We start from the raw sequence: 18,026 nt of genomic DNA on the forward strand, positions 1-18,026 counted from the left end.
GACATGAATGTCGCTTTCAGACCGTGCGGGGTTAATTTTCTCAGCCACTGGACAAGGTCCTGCTTCACGCTAGGGTCGCGCATTCAGGCAGCCAGAGGATCATCCCATGGAAAAATTCGGCAAAAGCCAGCCCATCAAACGGACCGAGGACCAGCGGTTTCTGACCGGGCAGGGACAATACATGGACGATTCTGTGCCCGAGAATGCGCTGTTCGCAGCATTCTTTCGCAGCCCGGTGGCGCATGCCACGATCACGTCGCTGGACCTTGAAGATGCACGTACAGCGGATGGGGTGCGCTTGGTCATGACGCTGGAAGATCTGACTGCTGCCGGGATCGATACGGTGATGAACGCGACTACAGTCGCCAACCGCGACGGCAGTCAAGGCGCTGCGTCCGAGCGGAACATGCTGGCCAAGGACCGCGTGCGTTTCGTCGGAGAACCCGTTGCGGTCGTCATTGCCGACTCGTTGTTACAGGCCCGCGATGCAACCGAATTGATCTGGATGGAAACCGAAGACCTGCCGGTCAAGATGGATGTCGCTGCGGGTGGCGAACCTTTGCATCCACAAGCCCCCGACAACCGCGCCTTTGACTGGGGCTTGGGTGATGAGAAGGCGACCAATGCCGCCTTTCATGCAGCGGCGCGCACCGTCGCGCTGAACGTGCATGACAACCGGGTCATCGTGAGCTCGATCGAACCGCGTGGCTGTCAGGCCGATTGGTCGGGTGGCCGTATGCATTTCTCATATGGCGGGCAGGGTGTCTGGGGGATGAAAGCGCAACTGGCACAAAAGCTGAAACTGGACCCCGAGGCGATCCGTGTTACTACGCCAGATGTCGGCGGCGGATTTGGTATGAAGGCGATGCCTTATCCCGAATATTTCACCGTTGCTGTTGCTGCCATGAAACTGGGCCAGCCGGTGCACTGGATGTCGGACCGGTCCGAAGCGATGTTGTCCGATCACCACGGCCGTGACCTGACCTCACTGGCGGAGCTGGCCTTTGATGCCGATCACAAGATCACCGCCTATCGGGTTCACAGCAAGATCAACCTTGGTGCCTATAACAGCCATTTCGCGCAGGCGATCCAGACCAGCCTATTCAGTAAGGTTTTGATGGGTGTCTACGATGTTCAGACCACCTACTTGCGGGTCGAAGGATTCTTCACCAACACCACGCAGGTCGACGCCTATCGCGGTGCCGGGCGACCCGAGGCGATCTATGTGCTGGAACGCGTCATGGACCGTGCTGCGCGTGAGTTGGGGATTGATCCGTGGGAGTTGCGGCGCAAGAATTTCATCCGACCCGAAGCTTTCCCCTATAAGACGGCAACCGGCGAAACCTATGATGTGGGTGAGTTCGACATGGTCCTCAGCCGCGCCGCCGAACAGACTACGGGCTTTGAGGCCCGCAAGGCGGCGGATGCCGAAAACGGTCTGATCCGGGGTCAGGGGCTTTGTTACTATATCGAAAGTATTTTGGGAGACCCTTCCGAAGGCGCGAAGATCGAGTTTTGCGAGGACGGAACGGTGAACCTCTATGTCGGCACTCAGTCCAATGGGCAAGGGCACGAGACCGTCTATGCCCAGTTCCTTTCGGACCAGACAGGGATTCCTTCGCACCTGATCAATGTTGTGCAAGGCGACACGGACAGGCTGGCGCAGGGCGGCGGAACCGGCGGATCACGCTCGGTAACGACCCAAAGCAACGCGACACTGGTCACAGTTGATACGATGATCGCCGCATTCACGCCCTATCTTGCGGATAAGATGGGTATCGAGGAAAGCGATGTGACCTTCGACCATGAAACCTTCCGCGCGCCGGGGTCCAACCTGACCCCCACGCTGACCGAGGCGGCCGAGATGGCGCGCGCAGACGGGCGCACCGATCTGTTGCAGCACGAAGCCCGCGCCACGCTAGATGCACGCAGCTATCCGAACGGCGCACATGTTGCCGAAGTCGTTATCGATTCTTTCACTGGTGAAACATGGGTCGACCGCTACACGGTGGTGGATGATTTCGGCAATCTTATCAACCCGATGCTGGCCGAGGGGCAGGTGCATGGCGGGGTAGTGCAGGGTATCGGTCAAGCACTGACCGAGTATGTTGTTCATGATGCCGAGGGGCAACTGCTCACGGCTTCGTTCATGGACTACGCCTTGCCCCGCGCTGCTGAGATACCCATGATAGAGTTTACCTCGGCGCCGGTTCCGTCAACCGCCAACCCGATGGGGATGAAAGGCTGTGGCGAGGCAGGCACCGTGGGCGCACTGGCCGCAGTGGCGAACGCGGTACAGGATGCGCTCTGGGATCACGGGGTGCGGCAGGCGGATATGCCTTTCACACCTCACAAAGTTTGGGAATTGTTGACGCATGGTTCTGTCGCGGCTGAGTAGAAAGGTACTGGGATGGCTCGGACGGCCTCTGCGGTCCGAGCACTCGGCCGAAACGCGCCACCGCGAACCTGTCAGCCATGTCATCATTCTTGACGGCACCATGTCGACGCTGGAAGCAGGGCGGGAAACCCACGCGGGCCAGACCCTGCGCCTGTGCTGCGAGATGGGCAGCCAGGTTTCGGTTTTCTACGAATCCGGCGTGCAGTGGGAAAGCTGGAAGTCGACTATGGACGTGATGATGGGGCGGGGTATCAACCGTCAGATTCGTCGGGCCTATGGTTATTTGGCTTCGCGTTACAAACCCGGTGATAAGATCTTTTTCATCGGCTATTCACGCGGCGCATACGGGGTCCGCAGCCTTGCGGGCGTGATCGATGCTATCGGGTTGCTCAAGGCCGAACACGCCACTGTCCGCAATATCAAACAGGCCTATCGACACTATGAATGTAACGCCAATGGCGAAGCGGCGGCGGTCTTTCGTCGGGAGTTCTGTCACGAGGATGTCGCCATCGAGATGGTCGGCGTCTGGGACACGGTCAAGGCGCTGGGCCTGCGCCTGCCGCTGCTCTGGCGCTGGGCCGAGGAACGCCACGCCTTCCACAACCACCAGCTTGGCCCGGCCACCCGCCACGGCTATCACGCCATGGCGCTGGACGAGACCCGCGAAGTGTTCGAGCCGGTGCTGTGGAAATGCACGCCTGACTTCAAAGGCCATATCGAGCAGGTTTGGTTCCGCGGCACCCACGGCGATGTTGGCGGCCAGCTGAACGGGTTCGAAGAGGCCCGCCCCCTCAGCAACATCTCCCTGATCTGGATGCTCGACAAGGCCGAGCTGCACGGCCTGCCCCTGCCCGAAGGTTGGCGCGACCGTTTCCCTACCGATCCGCATGCGCAATCCGTGGGCACCTGGCGTGGCTGGGGTAAGATTTTTCTGCTGCGCAAGCATCGCAAAGTAGGGCGTGACCGGTCAGAGAAACTGCATGTCTCGGTTTCGCCTGAGGAACTACCCCGATGGGTGCCGATGCCAAATCTGCCTTCGCATCCGGCGCAGTAACAGAAGCAACAGCTTGCCTTCCTATGAAAGTTGTATCAACAGCAGCCACAGCATTTCTGTCCCGTCAGTGCCGGGTGGACGTCTTAGCATCATCGAAAGACATGTGATTTATGCCGGATCCATACTTTTCTGAGCTCAAATACTTAGGTGGCCCGACCCTGGATTTTATTGAGGTCGCGGTTGACGCTGGTACGGATGTCTCGGGGTTGGTCGTGACGATCTATTTGAGCAATGGCTCGATCCGAACCACCAATACTCTGGCCGGTATCACGCCGACAACGGTTGCCGGTCGCGATATCTATGTTATCGACACGACAAGTTCCGGGACATTTAACGGATTGGGTAAAACCAATGGTATCTCGCTCTCCGAAGGGACAACGGTTTATCAGTTTAATTCTTTCAGCGATCCTCCAAGTCCCGGCCCGATCACTGCGAACACTGGCCCGGCCAATGGTATGCAATCCACAGTCATCGGGCAGGCCGGCGCTGGCGATTCCCTGATTTCGACCGACAATGGCGGCACATATACAGTCAATACCGATCCCACCCCGGGCAGCATCCCCTGTCTGACTGCGGGCACACTCGTATCCACTGATTTGGGTCCGGTGCCGGTAGAAGATCTGAAGCCTGGCCAGTTGCTTTTGCTGGCGCGGGGTGGCAACCAGCCTTTGCTGCAGATCTTGCGCCGTTCACTCACTGCGCGCGAGTTGCGCCGCAATCCGAAACTCTATCCAGTGCGAATTTGCGCGGGCGCACTTGGACAAGGCCTGCCCCGACGTGATCTGCTTGTCTCGCGTCAGCATCGCATGCTGGTGTCCTCGGCGATTGTGAAACGCATGTTCGGTCGTTCTGAGGTTCTGGTCGCCGCGATAAGGCTGACCGATCTGCCGGGGATTTATGTCGATGAAACCGTAGACAGCGTCACGTATTTCCATCTGGTCCTGGCGACGCACGAAGTGATTATCGCCGAGGGTGCCCCGACCGAGAGCTTGCTGATGGGACAGGAAGCGTTGAATTCACTCCCTCCTGCAATGGTCGAGGAACTTACTGTATTGTTTTCGGGCATTTCGACCGGGGGCCTCTCGGATACCAGTTATCTGGTGCCGGACAACGCGCGTCAGAAACAGCTGTTGTCGCGCCACGCTCAACACGCCCGATCATTGCTATCCGACTATACGGAAAGCACCCGTTCTGCAGACTAATGTTGATAGGGCGTTGGCCAACCAAGGCCAACCCCCGCTGTCATGTCTAAGAATTACCGCCGACGATCTCTGCGCGAGCTCATCGGCTGGAACGCCACGCCCACATGCGCTTCGCAATAGGGTTTGCCTGCCTCGACGGGCAGGCCGCAGAACCAGAAATCCTCGGTCGCGGGGTCGCCGACAGGCCATTTGCAGGTCTTTTCGGTCAGCTCCATCAAAGACAGCTTCTTGGCCTTCTTTTCAATCTCGTTGACCTTGGCCAAAGCCTCGGGGCTGATCTCATTGGCCGACGGTTGCGGAGGCAGCGGCTGGCCGGCGGGTATGATCTGGCGACGGGCCGGGGTGACCGGTTTGGCCTCGGGGGCTGGCACCGGACGGGCCGGTTCAGTCTTGGGTGTCGGTTTCGGTTTGGCCTCGGCCTTGGGCGCGGGGGCCGGTTTTTCCTTAGGCTCGGCCTTTGCCGGGCTTGCACCGGTGGCGCGATTCGACAGACCCAGACGGTGCACCTTGCCGATCACCGCATTGCGGGTCACGCCGCCCAGTTCCTTGGCGATCTGGCTGGCCGACTGGCCCTCGCCCCACATCTTTTTCAGCAGCTCTACACGCTCGTCAGTCCAGGACATCATTTGCCTTTCAAAAGCGGAAAGCGGCCCCGGATTCGGGCCGCCTTGGGAAATCATCTCAGCGCCCTATTCTAAACACTGCGGCCCGAGTTACAAGCGGTCTTCGAATCAGGTATGGGGCTGAGCATGCATAATCTCATGGATCACGACGCACGCCGCTTTGGCGCGGTGAATTGGATGGGCCTCTATACACTGGCGCAGCGCGAAACCCTGCGCTTTCTGGCCGTGTGGACGCAGACCCTGCTGGCACCGCTGGTGACGGCAGGCCTGTTCCTGCTGATCTTCAACATTGCTATTGGTCCCAGCCGACCGGATGTGATGGGGGTGCCGTTTCTGACCTTTCTGGCACCGGGCATCATGATGATGACCGTGATTCAGAACGCCTTTGCCAATACATCGTCATCGATGGTGATCGCCAAGGTTCAGGGCAATATCGTCGATACGCTGATGCCGCCGCTATCGCCGCTGGAAATCCTGTTGGGTTATCTGGCCGGAGGCATCGCCCGCGGTATCCTGATCGCCCTTGTTGTTGCAATCGCTCTGGCGTTGGTTCTGGGCATCGTGCCGCAGAACCCGCTGATCGCACTGATATTCGTGGTTCTGGGCGGCGCGTTCATGGGTGCGCTTGGGCTTTTTGCCGGGATTTTTGCCAACAAGTTCGACCAGATGGCGGCGATCACCAATTTCATCGTCACGCCTTTGGCTTTCTTGTCCGGCACTTTCTATTCTGTGCAGGCGCTACCGCCAGTGCTCAATCGGCTAAGCCATGCGAACCCGGTCTTCTATCTGATCGACGGGTTGCGCTATGGGATGATCGGCGTGTCCGACAGCTCTCCTTGGTTGGGCATGGCGATCTGCGCCAGCGCGACATTGTTGGTTGGAGGATTGACCTGGCAGATGTTGCGCACCGGCTACCGGCTCAAGGCCTGACGGTGTATCGCCTCGCGCCAGACCAGAATCAGACCTCCGGTCAGGATGATGGCCGAGCCGATCAGGCTGATCCCATCCGGTATCACCTTGAATACCGCGAAATCGTAGAAGGCAGCGAAGATCAGGGTGGCGTAGCTGATCGGAGCCACAAAAGAGGCATCCGCCCGCGCCATTCCGTTGACGAAACAAGCCTGCGCACAGGCCATTAGCACACCAATCGAGGCCAGCGCCGCCCATTGCTGAGGCGTCGGCATCTGGAAAACGAAACTTACCGCGACTGTCGCAATGGTCAGACCCATCGCATTGTTGATCAGCAGAATCTGGATCGGTATTTCTCGGCCCGAGAGCTTTTTGATAAAGATCAGTTCCATCCCAATTATCACTGCTGCGGTCAGGGCCAGTAATGCAGCGGGTTGAAAGCTAGCGGGCGTTGGACGCAACAGAACCAAGGCACCGATCAAGGCTACGAAGGCGGCCAACCAGCGCCACGGGCCGACACCTTCTTTCAGCAGCGGGATCGCCAACATCATGGCAAAGACCGGGTTCAGGAACGAGATCGCCGTCGCATCCGCAATCGGTATGAAAGCAACGGATGCAAACATCAGCGTGATCCCCAGCCAGCCGAAGCTTGTCCGTCCGATATGCAGACCCCAATGCGGGCGGCTCAGACGGGGGCGCATGATGCCGACGGCTGTCACGATTACCAGAAAGGCAAACAGAAACCGTCCATGGCTGATCTGCATCGGATGCAGGGCAGGGCCAAGCACATCCGTCCCCAATGCTTTCGCCAGCAATGTGGTCCCTGCGAGAAGGGCGCTGGCCGCAAGGATCAGCAGGGCCGCAAGGGCAGGATTCTGACGTATCGGTGTCATGGTTCAGCCGTGCGCCAGCGTCGGGTAAATGACAAGCGGTAAATCCCGGTCTCAGAATGATTTTTGCCCCGATCGCAAAAACGGGGTTTTCAGACCCGGTGCACCCCGCTATACGGCCTCACATGATCAATACCGCACATATCCTGCGCCTCCGACGCCGACGCCTGACCGCATAATCGGCCCGTTTGATCCATTTGCGCTGTCCAAATCCGCGCAAACCCCACCAAATCAGTTGACGACCATGGCCCCAGTGTATCACTCACAGGGCTCAAGCTATTCGAAAAGGATGATCCGATGATCCCGTCCGTTCTGCCGACCTATAACCGCGCGCCCCTGACATTCGTGAAGGGCGAAGGCGCCTGGCTGACCGAGGCGGATGGCCGACGTTTTCTGGATCTGGGCGCGGGCATAGCGGTGAACGCGCTGGGTCATGCGCATCCGGCGCTGGTGGCGGCCCTGACGGAACAGGCGCATGCGCTGTGGCATGTTTCAAACCTCTATAACATCCCGCAACAGCAGGCACTGGCGGACAAGCTGGTGGAACACACCTTTGCCGATACGGTGTTCTTCACCAATTCGGGCACAGAATCCTGCGAATTGGCCGTCAAAATGGCCCGCAAGTATTTTTATGACAAAGGTCAGCCCGAGAAGGTCGAGATCATCACCTTCGACGGCTCATTCCATGGCCGGTCATCGGCGGGTATCGCCGCCGCCGGGTCCGAGAAGATGACCAAAGGCTTTGGACCGCTGCTTCCCGGCTTTGTGCATCTGACATTCGGAGACCTCGACGGTGTCACCAACGCCATCACCGACACCACGGCAGCCATCCTGATCGAACCGGTTCAGGGCGAAGGCGGCATCCGCCCCGTTCCGGATGCAGAGCTGAAAGCCTTGCGCCAGATTTGCGATGATAACGGCCTTTTGCTGATCCTCGATGAAGTCCAATGCGGCGTGGGGCGGACCGGCAAACTCTTTGCCCATGAATGGGCCGGCATCACGCCGGATATCATGATGGTCGCCAAAGGCATCGGCGGCGGTTTCCCTCTGGGTGCGGTTCTGGCCACCGAAGAGGCCGCCAGCGGCATGACGGCAGGCACCCACGGCTCGACCTATGGCGGCAACCCCTTGGGCTGCGCTGTAGGCTGCGCGGTGATCGATCAGGTCGCCACTCCGGCCTTCCTCGAAGGGGTGAATCGCAAGGCGGGCCTGCTGCGTCAGAAGCTCGAAGGCCTGATCGCGGACCACCCCGAAGTATTCGAGGAGGTGCGCGGCTCAGGTTTGATGCTTGGCCTGAAATGCAAACCCGCCAATATCGACGTGGTCAACGCTGGCTATGACAACGAGGTCATAACGGTCCCCGCCGCAGATAACGTGATCCGCCTGCTGCCGCCGCTGACCCTCACCGAGGATGACATCGCACAAGCCCTGATCCGCCTTGAGAAAACTGCGGCACAAGTCGAAAACGCAATGGCTTCGGCCTGAACTCGCCTGATTAAAAAGTGAATTAAAATGAACCACTTCCTTGATATCCACAAAACTGACGCAGGTGATCTGCGGAACATGATCGATCAGGCCAGCGCGATGAAGCAGGCGCGCCTCGGTCGTCCCAAAGCAGCCCCGGACGACGAGCAGCCTCTGGCAGGCCGCATGGTTGCGCTGATCTTTGAAAAGCCGTCAACACGGACCCGCGTGTCCTTCGATGTCGGTGTGCGCCAAATGGGCGGGCAGACCATGGTGCTGTCCGGCAAGGACATGCAGCTGGGCCATGGCGAGACCATCGCCGACACCGCCCGGGTCCTGTCGCGCTATGTCGACATGATCATGATCCGGACCTTTGATGAAACCATCCTGACCGAGATGTCCGAATACTCGGACGTTCCCGTCATCAATGGTCTGACCGATCGTACACATCCCTGCCAGATCATGGCCGATGTGCTGACCTATGAAGAGCATCGCGGCCCCATCGCAGGAAAAAAGGTCGTCTGGACCGGCGACGGCAACAATGTCTGCGCTTCATTTCTGCATGCCGCCGGTCAATTCGGTTTCGACCTGACATTCACCGGCCCGGCGCAGCTGGACCCAGAAGAAGAATTCATGGGGCTTGCGCGCCAGAAGGGCTCGAAAATCGTGATCGAACGGGACCCGCACAAAGCTGTTGAAGAGGCCGACCTCGTGGTCGCCGACACCTGGGTCTCAATGCACGATTCTCAATCCGCGAAGGAGCGCCGCCACAACATGCTGCGCCCCTATCAGGTCAACGCCGAGCTGATGTCGCATGCCAAGCCAGACGCGTTGTTCATGCACTGCCTGCCTGCGCACCGCGAAGAAGAGGCCACATCCGAGGTCATGGACGGCCCGAACTCGGTGATCTTTGACGAGGCCGAAAACCGCCTGCATGCGCAAAAAGCCGTGATGCGCTGGTGTTTGGGCGTCTGAGGCCGACAGCAATCTGGGAGAGCGATAGATGGCTCTCTTAAATCTCGGAGCAACCAATGCCACACATCACTCTGGAATTCTCTGCCGGGCTCGAAAAAACTCATGATTTTCAAGCCATCTGTGAGCAGCTCTATTCCGTGCTCGCCGTGCATGAAGAATTCGATGCCCCAACACTCAAAATCCGTGCCAACTCGATCCCGTATTTCCGCATCGGGACCGAACCGCAGACGTTCATTCATGCCACGCTCTTGTTGTTGCAAGGCCGAGATGAGGCAACGCGCGCCGAGTTGAACGCGATCATTCTGAATGTTCTGGCTGAGTCTGCGCCCACGGTCGGCAGCATCACCGTGCGGGATGTTGAAATAGATCGCGCGACCTATGCCAAACGCCTGTCAGCCTGACGCAGCCCCGGTATGCGTATGGGATGACTAAACGCGTCGGGACACTTCCCAGACCCGTAGTCTGGCGAGCGTAGCAACGCACGCCAGAACTACCAGCACACACAATGCGATCTTGGTCATGATCTCCATTGTGCCCTCAATCATCAGGGCGTGTACGACACTGCCCAGTATGGTCACCACTGCCAGTCCGGCGTGACCCAGACGCCAGAGCCGAAATCGCAGGTTCAGGCGTAGCCGCAGAACGCCCATCGTTGCTGCAGCAAAACCCGTCCACATCGCGATCACACCCCAGACGGAAAAGGGTGTGGCTGATACGAATAGAAGCGCGTCCACGACATCCGGCGGGCTCGTGATCCACAAACCGCCCACATGGATTACGATCGCTGCGACAAGGGCCAGACCGCACCGCCTGTGCCATAAGCGGCTGCGCACAGGTGAAAGCCCAGGCAACCAGCGTCCGGCCAGCAAGGGTTGCATCAGCAGAAGGCACATCCCGACGATGCCCGCAAACCCGGCTAGGATGTAGATCGGCTCGCGCCACGCCAGATAAGGGCTGAATGCTGCCGCGATAACCGGCACCAGAAGGGCGAAAATCAACGCTGCCCAGATCAGTATGCGCCTCAACACGTATCAGGCAGGCTGCAAGACGAAATGCGCGGCAAGCGTTTTATCCTTCGCGCTCGACATCACCGGGCGCAGGAACACCGTCTCGAATTCGCCGCTGTCATAGGCCAGATGTCCATGCGGTTGGCCAAAGGCGGGCACGATTTGTGGCATCTCAAGCCGAAATTCACCGTTCGCATCCGTCAGCGTCGCCCCATGGCTGCGCTGGTCGCGCTCGTGCCCCTCGGTCGTATGCGCCCAGATCTGGATACGCTGGCCGGGCAAGGGGGCTCCGTCGCCTGCGCGGCGCACGGTGCCGGTCATCCAGAAACCTCCGCCGCCGATGCGCTGCACAATAGGGGCGCCGGGGCGATAGTTGTTCGATCCGCCCCGCATGGACGGGGTCGGTGCAACGCCCTGCGCCCGCGCGGGCGTGGTCAGCCCGGCCGTGCCTAGCGCTGCAAAACAGCCCGCCGTAACCAACGCGCTGCGGCGGGTAAGAAGAACGTGCGACATCGAGAGGGCTCCTTTCGATAACGGGCATGGTGTCTGGCCTGACACTCAATCTAGCACGTTTGTTGCGAAAGCCGAGTTAAGCTGGTCTGAAGATCGGGTCATTTCATCACCGTCACGTGAGCGTTGCCGCCGTTTCCGCCCATCGTGCACTGTATATGTGCACTCATGCGCTATGCCCGACAATAAATCATACTATATACCACATAATCAAACATATTGAAGCCCAAGCCAGATCCTGACCCAAGGGAGAGCGAGAATGAGCTGGAATCCGACCCATACCCCCGACTGCCGGTCCGAGAACCCGGCGCTGGACAGCCTGATCATCCCCCGTGCCCGTGATCTGGGCGGGTTCGAGGTGCGCCGCGCGCTACCCTCGGTCAAACGGCAACTGGTCGGCCCCTTCATCTTCTTCGACCAAATGGGTCCGGCCGAATTCATCACCGAAGGCGGTATTGACGTACGGCCGCATCCCCATATCGGACTTGGTACCGTGACCTATTTATATCAGGGCGAGTTTGAACACCGCGACAGTCTCGGCACGCATCAGATGATCTACCCCGGCGAGGTCAACTGGATGGTCGCTGGGCGTGGTGTGACCCATTCCGAACGTACCAGTGACCAAACACGCGGCAAGAAACACAGCCTGTTTGGCATCCAGACTTGGATCGCCCTGCCCGAAACTCACGAAGATATGGCCCCCGATTTCGAACACCACAAACAGGGCGCGTTGCCTCATATTCAGGATGCAGGCGTCAGCGCCCGCCTGATCCTTGGTTCCGCCTATGGCGAAACCAGCCCGGTCACCATGCTGTCCGAGACCTTTTATCTCGACGTCCAGCTCGAACCGGGTGCCTCCTTCCCGCTGCCCGACAATCACGAGGATCGCGGTGTCTATGTCACCACAGGCTCGGTCGAGATCGCAGGCGACAGCTTTGAGGCGGGTCGCATGATGGTCTTCCGCCCCGGCGATCACCTGTCCGTGAAGGCCGGACCACTGGGTGCGCGGCTGTTGCTGCTGGGCGGCGCGACCTTGAACGAAGATCGCTATATCTGGTGGAACTTCGTCTCCTCTTCGAAAGAGAAGATAGAAACCGCCACACGCGAATGGAAAACTGCCGACTGGGCGAACGGCGCCTTCCACCTGCCGCCCGGTGATGATCAGGAGTTCATTCCGATCTCGGAAGACCTCGAACGCACCCGACCCAGACGCGCCCGCGTCTGACCTCACGTCACGCTGGCTCCGTTGAACGATCCCGGCGATCCTTGGAGGCACAGCGGAGGTAAGCCATGAATATTGTCATCGCCGGTGCAGGCAGCATTGGCTGCTTTTGCGGCGCATTGCTGGCCGCAGCGGGACACAGCGTGACACTGCTGGGTCGCGCGCGGGTGCTGAACGCCATCCGGGGACAGGGGCTGACGGTGACAGATTTCTCGAACCTGCATCGTCACGTCGCCGCCGCACAACTCACGCTCAGCGAAGACCCTGCCTGTCTCGGGGATGCCGAGTTGGTCATCGTCACGGTAAAAACCGGCGCGACCGCCGAGATGGCAACGCTGATCGCCGCACACGCCACGGAAACGGCCCCGGTTCTGTCTTGGCAGAATGGGCTCGAGAACGCCCGCACCCTGCGCACCGCTCTTCCCGGACGCGACGTTCGGGCTGGAATGGTGCCCTTCAACGTGGTGCCGACGGGCCCGGCAACCTATCACCGCGCCACATCGGGCGAGATCGTCATCGAGCGTGGCTCCCAGTCTCTGGCTGAACGCCTAAGCGCCCCAGATCTACCCGTCAGCGAAAGCGACCAGATCGAGGCGGTGCAATGGGGTAAGCTGGTGATCAACCTCAACAATGCATTGAACGCATTGTCCGGCCTGACCTTGCAAAACCAACTGCTCGACCGAAACTGGCGTCGCCTGATGGCTGATCAGATGGCCGAGGCGCAGCGTGTTTTGAAAGTCGCCGAGATCGAGGCCACCTCCACAACGCCACTACCCGCATGGATGACACCGCACATTCTACGTCTGCCAACGCCATTTTTTACACGAATTGCGGCAAAAATGCTGACCATCGACCCCAATGCGCGCACCTCGATGGCTTATGATCTGACGGCGGGTCGCCCGACCGAAATCGACAGTCTACAGGGCGAAATCATCAAACTCGGCCAACAGTACGCGATCGCAACCCCGATCAATAGCCGAGTCTCTCAACTCATCCACCATTCACCGGACACGCCGCTCACAGTCGACCAGATCATAACCTGATCCGTCTCTTCATCTGGCCTAAAATACCTCGGAGCGCGAGGCAGAGCCTCGCAAATTCCGATCAAGCGAACGCAGTCAAAACCCAGAAAATTAGCGCCGACATCACTGCCGCTGCCGGTACCGTGATCACCCAGGCCGCCACGATGGTCATGAAATGCGACCGCCGCACCAGCTTGCGCCGCCGCCGTTCCTCGCGCGCCAGTCGCAGCTCTGCAGGCCGCTGGCGGTTCGAGTATTTCCACCGCCGTTCTGCATGCCACTCCCGATAGAAGCCAACACCAAAGACGGCCCCAACCGCGATATGAGTCGAACTGACCGGCAGACCCAGCCAACTGGCGACGATGACCGTGATCGCCGCCGATAGCGCGACACAGAACGCCCGCATCGGGTTCAGCTTGGTGATCTGGCTGCCGACCATACGGATCAGCTTGGGACCGAACAGGAATAGGCCGAACGAGATGCCAAACGCGCCGATCACCATGACCCATGTCGGGATCGATACTTTCGTGGCAAAATCTCCGAACTCGGCCGCATGCACGATTGCCGCCAATGGACCCACCGCATTGGCCACATCATTGGCCCCATGCGCAAAGCTCAGAAATGTGGCCGAAATCACCAGAGGCAGACCAAACAATGTCTTCAACGACCGGGTCCGGTTCTCCAACCCTTCAGACTTGCGCTTGACCCACGGTACCGTCGCAGCCCAGACCAGGCCGCCAAAGGTCAGACCGATCAAAAGGGCAAATTGAAGATCAATTTTGACGATCCGCTTCAGGCCTTTGACCGACAAGTAGGTGGCAAACGCCCCTGCCATCACGGCAACCAGAATGGGCACCCAGCGCCGCGCTGCCGCGATCTTGTCGTCCTGATACTGGATCTTGTGTTTGATCAATGCCAGAAAGGCGGCTGCAATCATCCCGCCCAAAACGGGTGAGATCACCCAACTGGCGGCAATCGCGCTCATCGTGCCCCAACTCACCGCACTTAGGCCCGCCGCAGCAATGCCGGCACCCATCACGCCGCCGACCACCGAATGCGTGGTCGAAACCGGTGCCCCGACCCAGGTAGCCAGATTGACCCACAGTGCCGACGATATCAGGGCCGCCATCATCGCCCAGATGAACACATTGCTGTTCTGCACCGACATCGGATCGATGATGCCCTTAGAGATGGTCGAAACCACATCCCCCCCTGCCAGCAACGCGCCTGCGCTTTCTGCGATGGCGGCAATAAGGATGGCTCCGCCCATGGTCAGAGCATTGGCCCCAACTGCCGGGCCCATATTGTTGGCCACGTCGTTGGCACCGATATTGATCGCCATGTAAGCGCCGAATGCCGCAGCTGCGACAACGATCACGCCACCATCGGCCCGTCCGAACAGAAGCGCTGCAGCCAATCCTGCTAGCGCGATAAAGGCCAGTGCAATTCCGGGGGCCAACAGAGGACGCGATACTTGGGCATTGGCGTGCTCAACGCGCGAGATACGCTGTAGGTCACGGTCCAGTGCGTGCCAACGGGCTTTAGTGGGGTGGTCTGACATCGGTTCACAACGGCTGTTTTGAATGATGCCCGCCGCTAAACGGTTCCAATGGGCGCGGCAACCTTTGTCATCAGTTTTTTACAATATTGTTACAATTGCAGTAGCAAGTCGCGCAATTCCGGCTCTTGCACGCGTTCGGCGGCCACCTTCGGGGACACCCAGCAGCGCTTACGCTGATCGGACTCGGGGAATACATCCGCCAGATCGGTCACCTCGATCCGATAAACGCTGGTGATAACCGGCAAGGCCGTGCCGTCATCCAACCTTTTGTCGTAAGAGTAATGACCAACGGGATCTTTCTGCACCTCCGTTGCACGTACGCCAGCCTCTTCCCAGGCTTCCCGCAATGCGGTTTCCGGCCCGTTGAGCCCATCAATAGGCCAGCCTTTGGGGATAATCCAGCGTCCGGTGCCCCGACTGGTTATTAACAAAACGTCGTCACCGGGACCTGCCTTGCGGGTACACAACGCAGCAACCTGCACCCGGCTTGGGCGCTGGATCAGCGGTCGCGCGACCTCTTCCCAGATGTTGCGTATCCATGTCGTCATGTCAGGCCTGCTCGGGCGTGTTCTTTTTGTAATTCGAAGAAGTTACATAATCATGTATTGCTGAGTTAACAATACCGCCCTCGGATAACCGCAAAATATGGCCTGAACTTTCGGTGTTTCGTGTATTTTTGCAGCAATTTGTGCGCTTTGCACTGTTTCCGCCAATGAGGCTTATTTACGCCCACCTGATCAACTCAGCCTTTGCGCCGCTTCGCGCGCAGCGTCGGATCCGCCTGAGTTGGATCTTCGGGCCAGGGATGTTTTGGGTACTGCGCCCGCATGTCCTTGCGCACATCGGCATATGACCCGGCCCAGAATCCGGGCAGATCACGGGTGATCTGGATCGGTCGCTGGGCCGGTGACAGCAGCGTGATCTTCAAAGGCTCGCCCCCAACCACCGGATGTTGCGTAACGCCGAATACCTCTTGTAGCCGAACCGAGATTTCGGGCACCGCACCGCCATAGTCAATTGGCAGCTTGCGGCCCAACGGAGTCACAAACGAGCCCGGCGCCCGCCGATCCAGTTCATGCATCTGTTCCCAGTCCAGCCGGGCACGCAGCGCGGGCAGCAGGTCGAACCGCTTCCAGTCATCGGCATTGCGCACGCCCGAGAGCATCGGCAGCAGCCAGTCTTCCAGCGTATCCATCAGCCCGGTTTCCGAGAAGTCCGGCAAATCAGCGCCTTCCGCGCGGATCAACTCGACCCGAGCGGTCAATCGCGCTGCGGCCCCGTTCAGCCGCACACCCAGATCGCGCACCCCGTCCAACATCGCCCGCGCCAACGCATCCTCGGGGACATCTTTCCAGATGCGGTCGTCCAGCGTGATCGCTCCGAACCGCTCTTGCCTGCGCGCCACGACACGGCGTTCGCGTTTTGACCAGTCGCAGCTGTCGACCCACGCGATCTGATCGCCGAATAGATCGCGAATTTCCCCCTCGGAAATCTGCGCTGCCATGCGCACACGCGCCTCACGCGGGTTCCCATCCGTATCCGTCACCACGAGATATGGCGCACCTGCCAGCGTATCACCAGCTTCCAGCACGACGCCTTTGCCACCCGACAGGACATAACGCGGGACATCTCCCTTGCGTCGCTGTCCGATGCGATCGGGATAGGCCAGCGCCGCCATCGCTGCCGGGCTCAGACCATCTGCGCCTCCGGCCTGCGCGCGCAACCGTTTTGCTTCGCCCTTGATCCGATCCAGCGCGCCCATGTTGACCTGCCAGACCCGATTGCGCTGAAACGCGCGCACGTCCCGCAGCACCTCAAGCCTCAAAGACAGATCGACCGGCGCGCCCCGCAGCGGATCGCGTTCCGCCATCAGCGCCGCCAGTGTCGCGGCCTCAGGTCCCGCGTGCAGCAGCATGTGCCCCAGCCGAGGATGCAGCGGCAGCGCCGCCAGCGCCCGCCCATGTTCGGTGATCCGGCCTTTGCCATCCAGGGCACCCAGCATCGCCAGCAACGCGCGCGCCTCAGCCAGCGTGCCTTCGGGCGGCGCGGTCAGAAACGCAAGATCACCCGGTTCTGCGCCCCAGAGCGACAATTCCAACGCCAGCCCGGTCAGATCGGCAGCCTCGATTTCGGCAGGCGGGTAGGCGGCCAGTGCACCTTCTTCGCCTTTGGACCACAACCGATAGCAGACACCTTCGGCCACACGCCCCGCACGGCCTGCGCGCTGCGTCGCTTCGGCCCGCGTCACCCGCTCGGTCACCAGCTGCGACATGCCTGATCCGGGATCGAACCGCGCCCGCCGGGCTTGCCCCATATCGACCACCACGCGGATATCGGGAATAGTCAGCGAGGTTTCGGCAATCGACGTCGCCAGAACTACCTTGCGACCTTGCTTAACCGGCGCAATCGCCACGCGCTGGGCGGCAAAGGGCAGTGCTCCGAACAAAGGCCGCACTGAACAGGTGTCGGGTAGACGGCTGGCCAAAGCCGCCTCGGCCCGCCGAATTTCACCTTCACCGGGCAGGAACACCAGCATGCCCCCTTTGGTTTCCCGTTCGGCTCGCACCACCAGATCGATCAGCGCGTCCAGTCGCCGCGCCTGCGGCCCCAAAGGCCGGTCCAACCAGCGGGTCTCGACCGGATAGCTGCGCCCTTCGGATGTCACCAGAGGCGCGTTCATCAGCTGGCCCACCGGTTCAGCATCCAGCGTCGCGGACATCGCCATCAAGATCAGGTCATCGCGCAACGCTCCAGTCACCTCAAGGCACAGTGCAAGCCCAAGATCGGCGTTCAGGGACCGTTCGTGGAATTCATCGAATATCACAGCACCTACGCCGGGCAGGTCAGGTTCGGATTGCAGCATCCGTGTCAGGATACCTTCGGTCACAACCTCGATGCGCGTCGCCTTTGAAACTTTCACGTCTCCACGGACACGATAGCCCACGGTCTGGCCCACGGGTTCACCCAGCGTCTCGGCCATGCGTTCGGCGGCGGCGCGGGCGGCCAGCCGCCGGGGCTCCAGCATGACGATCCGGCCCTCGCACAGACCGGCCTGTAGCATCTCAAGCGGCACGCGGGTTGTCTTGCCCGCACCCGGCGGCGCCTGCAGCACCGCGCGCCCATGCGTTCGCAAGGCGTTCAGAAGATCGGGAATGGCGTCATCAATGGGCAACCGGGTCATATCGCCTT

Annotated in this window: 16 protein-coding genes; 9 read left to right on the forward strand and 7 right to left on the reverse strand. The window is 60.0% G+C overall.

The annotated features are described in order from the left end of the window. Positions 1–106: 106 nt before the first annotated feature. The 3 genes from ACR0A1_RS01040 (at position 107) to ACR0A1_RS01050 (ending at position 4,654) form a co-directional block, all read left to right on the forward strand. Positions 107–2,398, forward strand: a complete 2,292-nt coding sequence (locus tag ACR0A1_RS01040; RefSeq protein ID WP_480865894.1) for a xanthine dehydrogenase family protein molybdopterin-binding subunit — start codon at positions 107–109, stop codon at positions 2,396–2,398. Continuing rightward, entirely contained in the window at positions 2,376–3,452 is a 1,077-nt protein-coding gene (locus tag ACR0A1_RS01045) for a DUF2235 domain-containing protein (protein ID WP_170397244.1), read from the forward strand. Before ACR0A1_RS01040 ends, ACR0A1_RS01045 begins: the two co-directional genes overlap by 23 nt. A gap of 110 nt (positions 3,453–3,562) precedes the next feature. Further along, positions 3,563–4,654, forward strand: a complete 1,092-nt coding sequence (locus tag ACR0A1_RS01050; protein WP_170404224.1) for a Hint domain-containing protein — start codon at positions 3,563–3,565, stop codon at positions 4,652–4,654. Between the two features lie 53 nt (positions 4,655–4,707). Here ACR0A1_RS01050 and ACR0A1_RS01055 read toward each other — a convergent pair whose 3' ends face one another. After that, entirely contained in the window at positions 4,708–5,277 is a 570-nt protein-coding gene (locus ACR0A1_RS01055; RefSeq protein ID WP_170397240.1) for a GcrA family cell cycle regulator, read from the reverse strand. 126 nt (positions 5,278–5,403) lie between these two features. Between ACR0A1_RS01055 and ACR0A1_RS01060 the strand changes: the two genes are divergently transcribed. Then, complete coding sequence (locus tag ACR0A1_RS01060) at positions 5,404–6,207, forward strand: ABC transporter permease (protein ID WP_170397238.1); 804 nt, start codon at positions 5,404–5,406, stop codon at positions 6,205–6,207. Here the strand turns inward: ACR0A1_RS01060 and ACR0A1_RS01065 are convergent. Then, positions 6,189–7,079, reverse strand: coding sequence for a DMT family transporter (locus ACR0A1_RS01065; RefSeq protein WP_480763566.1), 891 nt, complete (start codon positions 7,077–7,079; stop codon positions 6,189–6,191). The two genes, ACR0A1_RS01060 and ACR0A1_RS01065, sit on opposite strands and share 19 nt — an antisense overlap. Positions 7,080–7,373: 294 nt before the next feature. On the opposite strand from ACR0A1_RS01065, the gene ACR0A1_RS01070 reads away from it, so the two are divergent. The 3 genes from ACR0A1_RS01070 to ACR0A1_RS01080 are packed head-to-tail and all read left to right on the forward strand — an operon-like array spanning position 7,374 to position 9,916. Further along, positions 7,374–8,561, forward strand: a complete 1,188-nt coding sequence (locus tag ACR0A1_RS01070) for an aspartate aminotransferase family protein (RefSeq protein WP_170404221.1) — start codon at positions 7,374–7,376, stop codon at positions 8,559–8,561. 27 nt (positions 8,562–8,588) lie between these two features. After that, a complete protein-coding gene (argF, locus tag ACR0A1_RS01075; protein WP_480771627.1) occupies positions 8,589–9,515 on the forward strand; it encodes an ornithine carbamoyltransferase in 927 nt (308 codons plus the stop codon). 56 nt (positions 9,516–9,571) lie between these two features. Beyond that, positions 9,572–9,916, forward strand: a complete 345-nt coding sequence (locus ACR0A1_RS01080; protein WP_480865897.1) for a 5-carboxymethyl-2-hydroxymuconate Delta-isomerase — start codon at positions 9,572–9,574, stop codon at positions 9,914–9,916. Positions 9,917–9,943: 27 nt separating this feature from the next. On the opposite strand, the gene ACR0A1_RS01085 is transcribed toward ACR0A1_RS01080, so the two are convergent. Further along, a complete protein-coding gene (locus ACR0A1_RS01085) occupies positions 9,944–10,540 on the reverse strand; it encodes a ferric reductase-like transmembrane domain-containing protein (protein ID WP_480865899.1) in 597 nt (198 codons plus the stop codon). Positions 10,541–10,546: 6 nt separating this feature from the next. Then, positions 10,547–11,035 (reverse strand): peptidase associated/transthyretin-like domain-containing protein, encoded by a 489-nt coding sequence (locus ACR0A1_RS01090; protein WP_170397223.1) that lies wholly within the window; start codon positions 11,033–11,035, stop codon positions 10,547–10,549. Between the two features lie 256 nt (positions 11,036–11,291). On the opposite strand from ACR0A1_RS01090, the gene ACR0A1_RS01095 reads away from it, so the two are divergent. Together ACR0A1_RS01095 and ACR0A1_RS01100 are read left to right on the forward strand one after the other, a co-directional pair. Continuing rightward, a complete protein-coding gene (locus ACR0A1_RS01095; protein ID WP_170424227.1) occupies positions 11,292–12,257 on the forward strand; it encodes a pirin family protein in 966 nt (321 codons plus the stop codon). Positions 12,258–12,322: 65 nt separating this feature from the next. Then, complete coding sequence (locus ACR0A1_RS01100) at positions 12,323–13,297, forward strand: 2-dehydropantoate 2-reductase (RefSeq protein WP_480865901.1); 975 nt, start codon at positions 12,323–12,325, stop codon at positions 13,295–13,297. A 61-nt stretch (positions 13,298–13,358) separates the two neighbouring features. On the opposite strand, the gene ACR0A1_RS01105 is transcribed toward ACR0A1_RS01100, so the two are convergent. The 3 genes from ACR0A1_RS01105 to hrpB all read right to left on the reverse strand — a co-directional run bounded on the left by ACR0A1_RS01105 (position 13,359) and on the right by hrpB (position 18,018). Next, positions 13,359–14,837 (reverse strand): inorganic phosphate transporter, encoded by a 1,479-nt coding sequence (locus tag ACR0A1_RS01105; RefSeq protein WP_170397220.1) that lies wholly within the window; start codon positions 14,835–14,837, stop codon positions 13,359–13,361. 89 nt (positions 14,838–14,926) lie between these two features. Further along, positions 14,927–15,385, reverse strand: coding sequence for an NUDIX hydrolase (locus tag ACR0A1_RS01110; protein WP_170404203.1), 459 nt, complete (start codon positions 15,383–15,385; stop codon positions 14,927–14,929). A 194-nt stretch (positions 15,386–15,579) separates the two neighbouring features. Continuing rightward, positions 15,580–18,018 carry an ATP-dependent helicase HrpB gene (gene hrpB, locus ACR0A1_RS01115; protein WP_480865904.1) on the reverse strand — a complete coding sequence of 813 codons (2,439 nt, stop codon included), beginning with the start codon at positions 18,016–18,018 and terminating at the stop codon, positions 15,580–15,582. Positions 18,019–18,026: the final 8 nt, after the last annotated feature.

This window comes from Ruegeria sp. D6 (genome assembly GCF_056534365.1).

What these genes read in the sequence shown, in the direction of transcription:
- ACR0A1_RS01050 (WP_170404224.1), top strand. Translation starts at nt 3,563, where the DNA reads ATGCCGGATCCATACTTTTCTGAGCTCAAATACTTAGGTGGCCCGACC.
- ACR0A1_RS01070 (WP_170404221.1), top strand. Translation starts at nt 7,374, where the DNA reads ATGATCCCGTCCGTTCTGCCGACCTATAACCGCGCGCCCCTGACATTC.
- ACR0A1_RS01060 (WP_170397238.1), top strand. Translation starts at nt 5,404, where the DNA reads ATGCATAATCTCATGGATCACGACGCACGCCGCTTTGGCGCGGTGAAT.
- ACR0A1_RS01045 (WP_170397244.1), top strand. Translation starts at nt 2,376, where the DNA reads ATGGTTCTGTCGCGGCTGAGTAGAAAGGTACTGGGATGGCTCGGACGG.
- ACR0A1_RS01055 (WP_170397240.1), bottom strand. Translation starts at nt 5,277, where the DNA reads ATGTCCTGGACTGACGAGCGTGTAGAGCTGCTGAAAAAGATGTGGGGC.
- ACR0A1_RS01090 (WP_170397223.1), bottom strand. Translation starts at nt 11,035, where the DNA reads ATGTCGCACGTTCTTCTTACCCGCCGCAGCGCGTTGGTTACGGCGGGC.
- ACR0A1_RS01100 (WP_480865901.1), top strand. Translation starts at nt 12,323, where the DNA reads ATGAATATTGTCATCGCCGGTGCAGGCAGCATTGGCTGCTTTTGCGGC.
- ACR0A1_RS01095 (WP_170424227.1), top strand. Translation starts at nt 11,292, where the DNA reads ATGAGCTGGAATCCGACCCATACCCCCGACTGCCGGTCCGAGAACCCG.
- hrpB (WP_480865904.1), bottom strand. Translation starts at nt 18,018, where the DNA reads ATGACCCGGTTGCCCATTGATGACGCCATTCCCGATCTTCTGAACGCC.
- ACR0A1_RS01110 (WP_170404203.1), bottom strand. Translation starts at nt 15,385, where the DNA reads ATGACGACATGGATACGCAACATCTGGGAAGAGGTCGCGCGACCGCTG.
- ACR0A1_RS01080 (WP_480865897.1), top strand. Translation starts at nt 9,572, where the DNA reads ATGCCACACATCACTCTGGAATTCTCTGCCGGGCTCGAAAAAACTCAT.
- ACR0A1_RS01105 (WP_170397220.1), bottom strand. Translation starts at nt 14,837, where the DNA reads ATGTCAGACCACCCCACTAAAGCCCGTTGGCACGCACTGGACCGTGAC.
- argF (WP_480771627.1), top strand. Translation starts at nt 8,589, where the DNA reads ATGAACCACTTCCTTGATATCCACAAAACTGACGCAGGTGATCTGCGG.
- ACR0A1_RS01065 (WP_480763566.1), bottom strand. Translation starts at nt 7,079, where the DNA reads ATGACACCGATACGTCAGAATCCTGCCCTTGCGGCCCTGCTGATCCTT.
- ACR0A1_RS01040 (WP_480865894.1), top strand. Translation starts at nt 107, where the DNA reads ATGGAAAAATTCGGCAAAAGCCAGCCCATCAAACGGACCGAGGACCAG.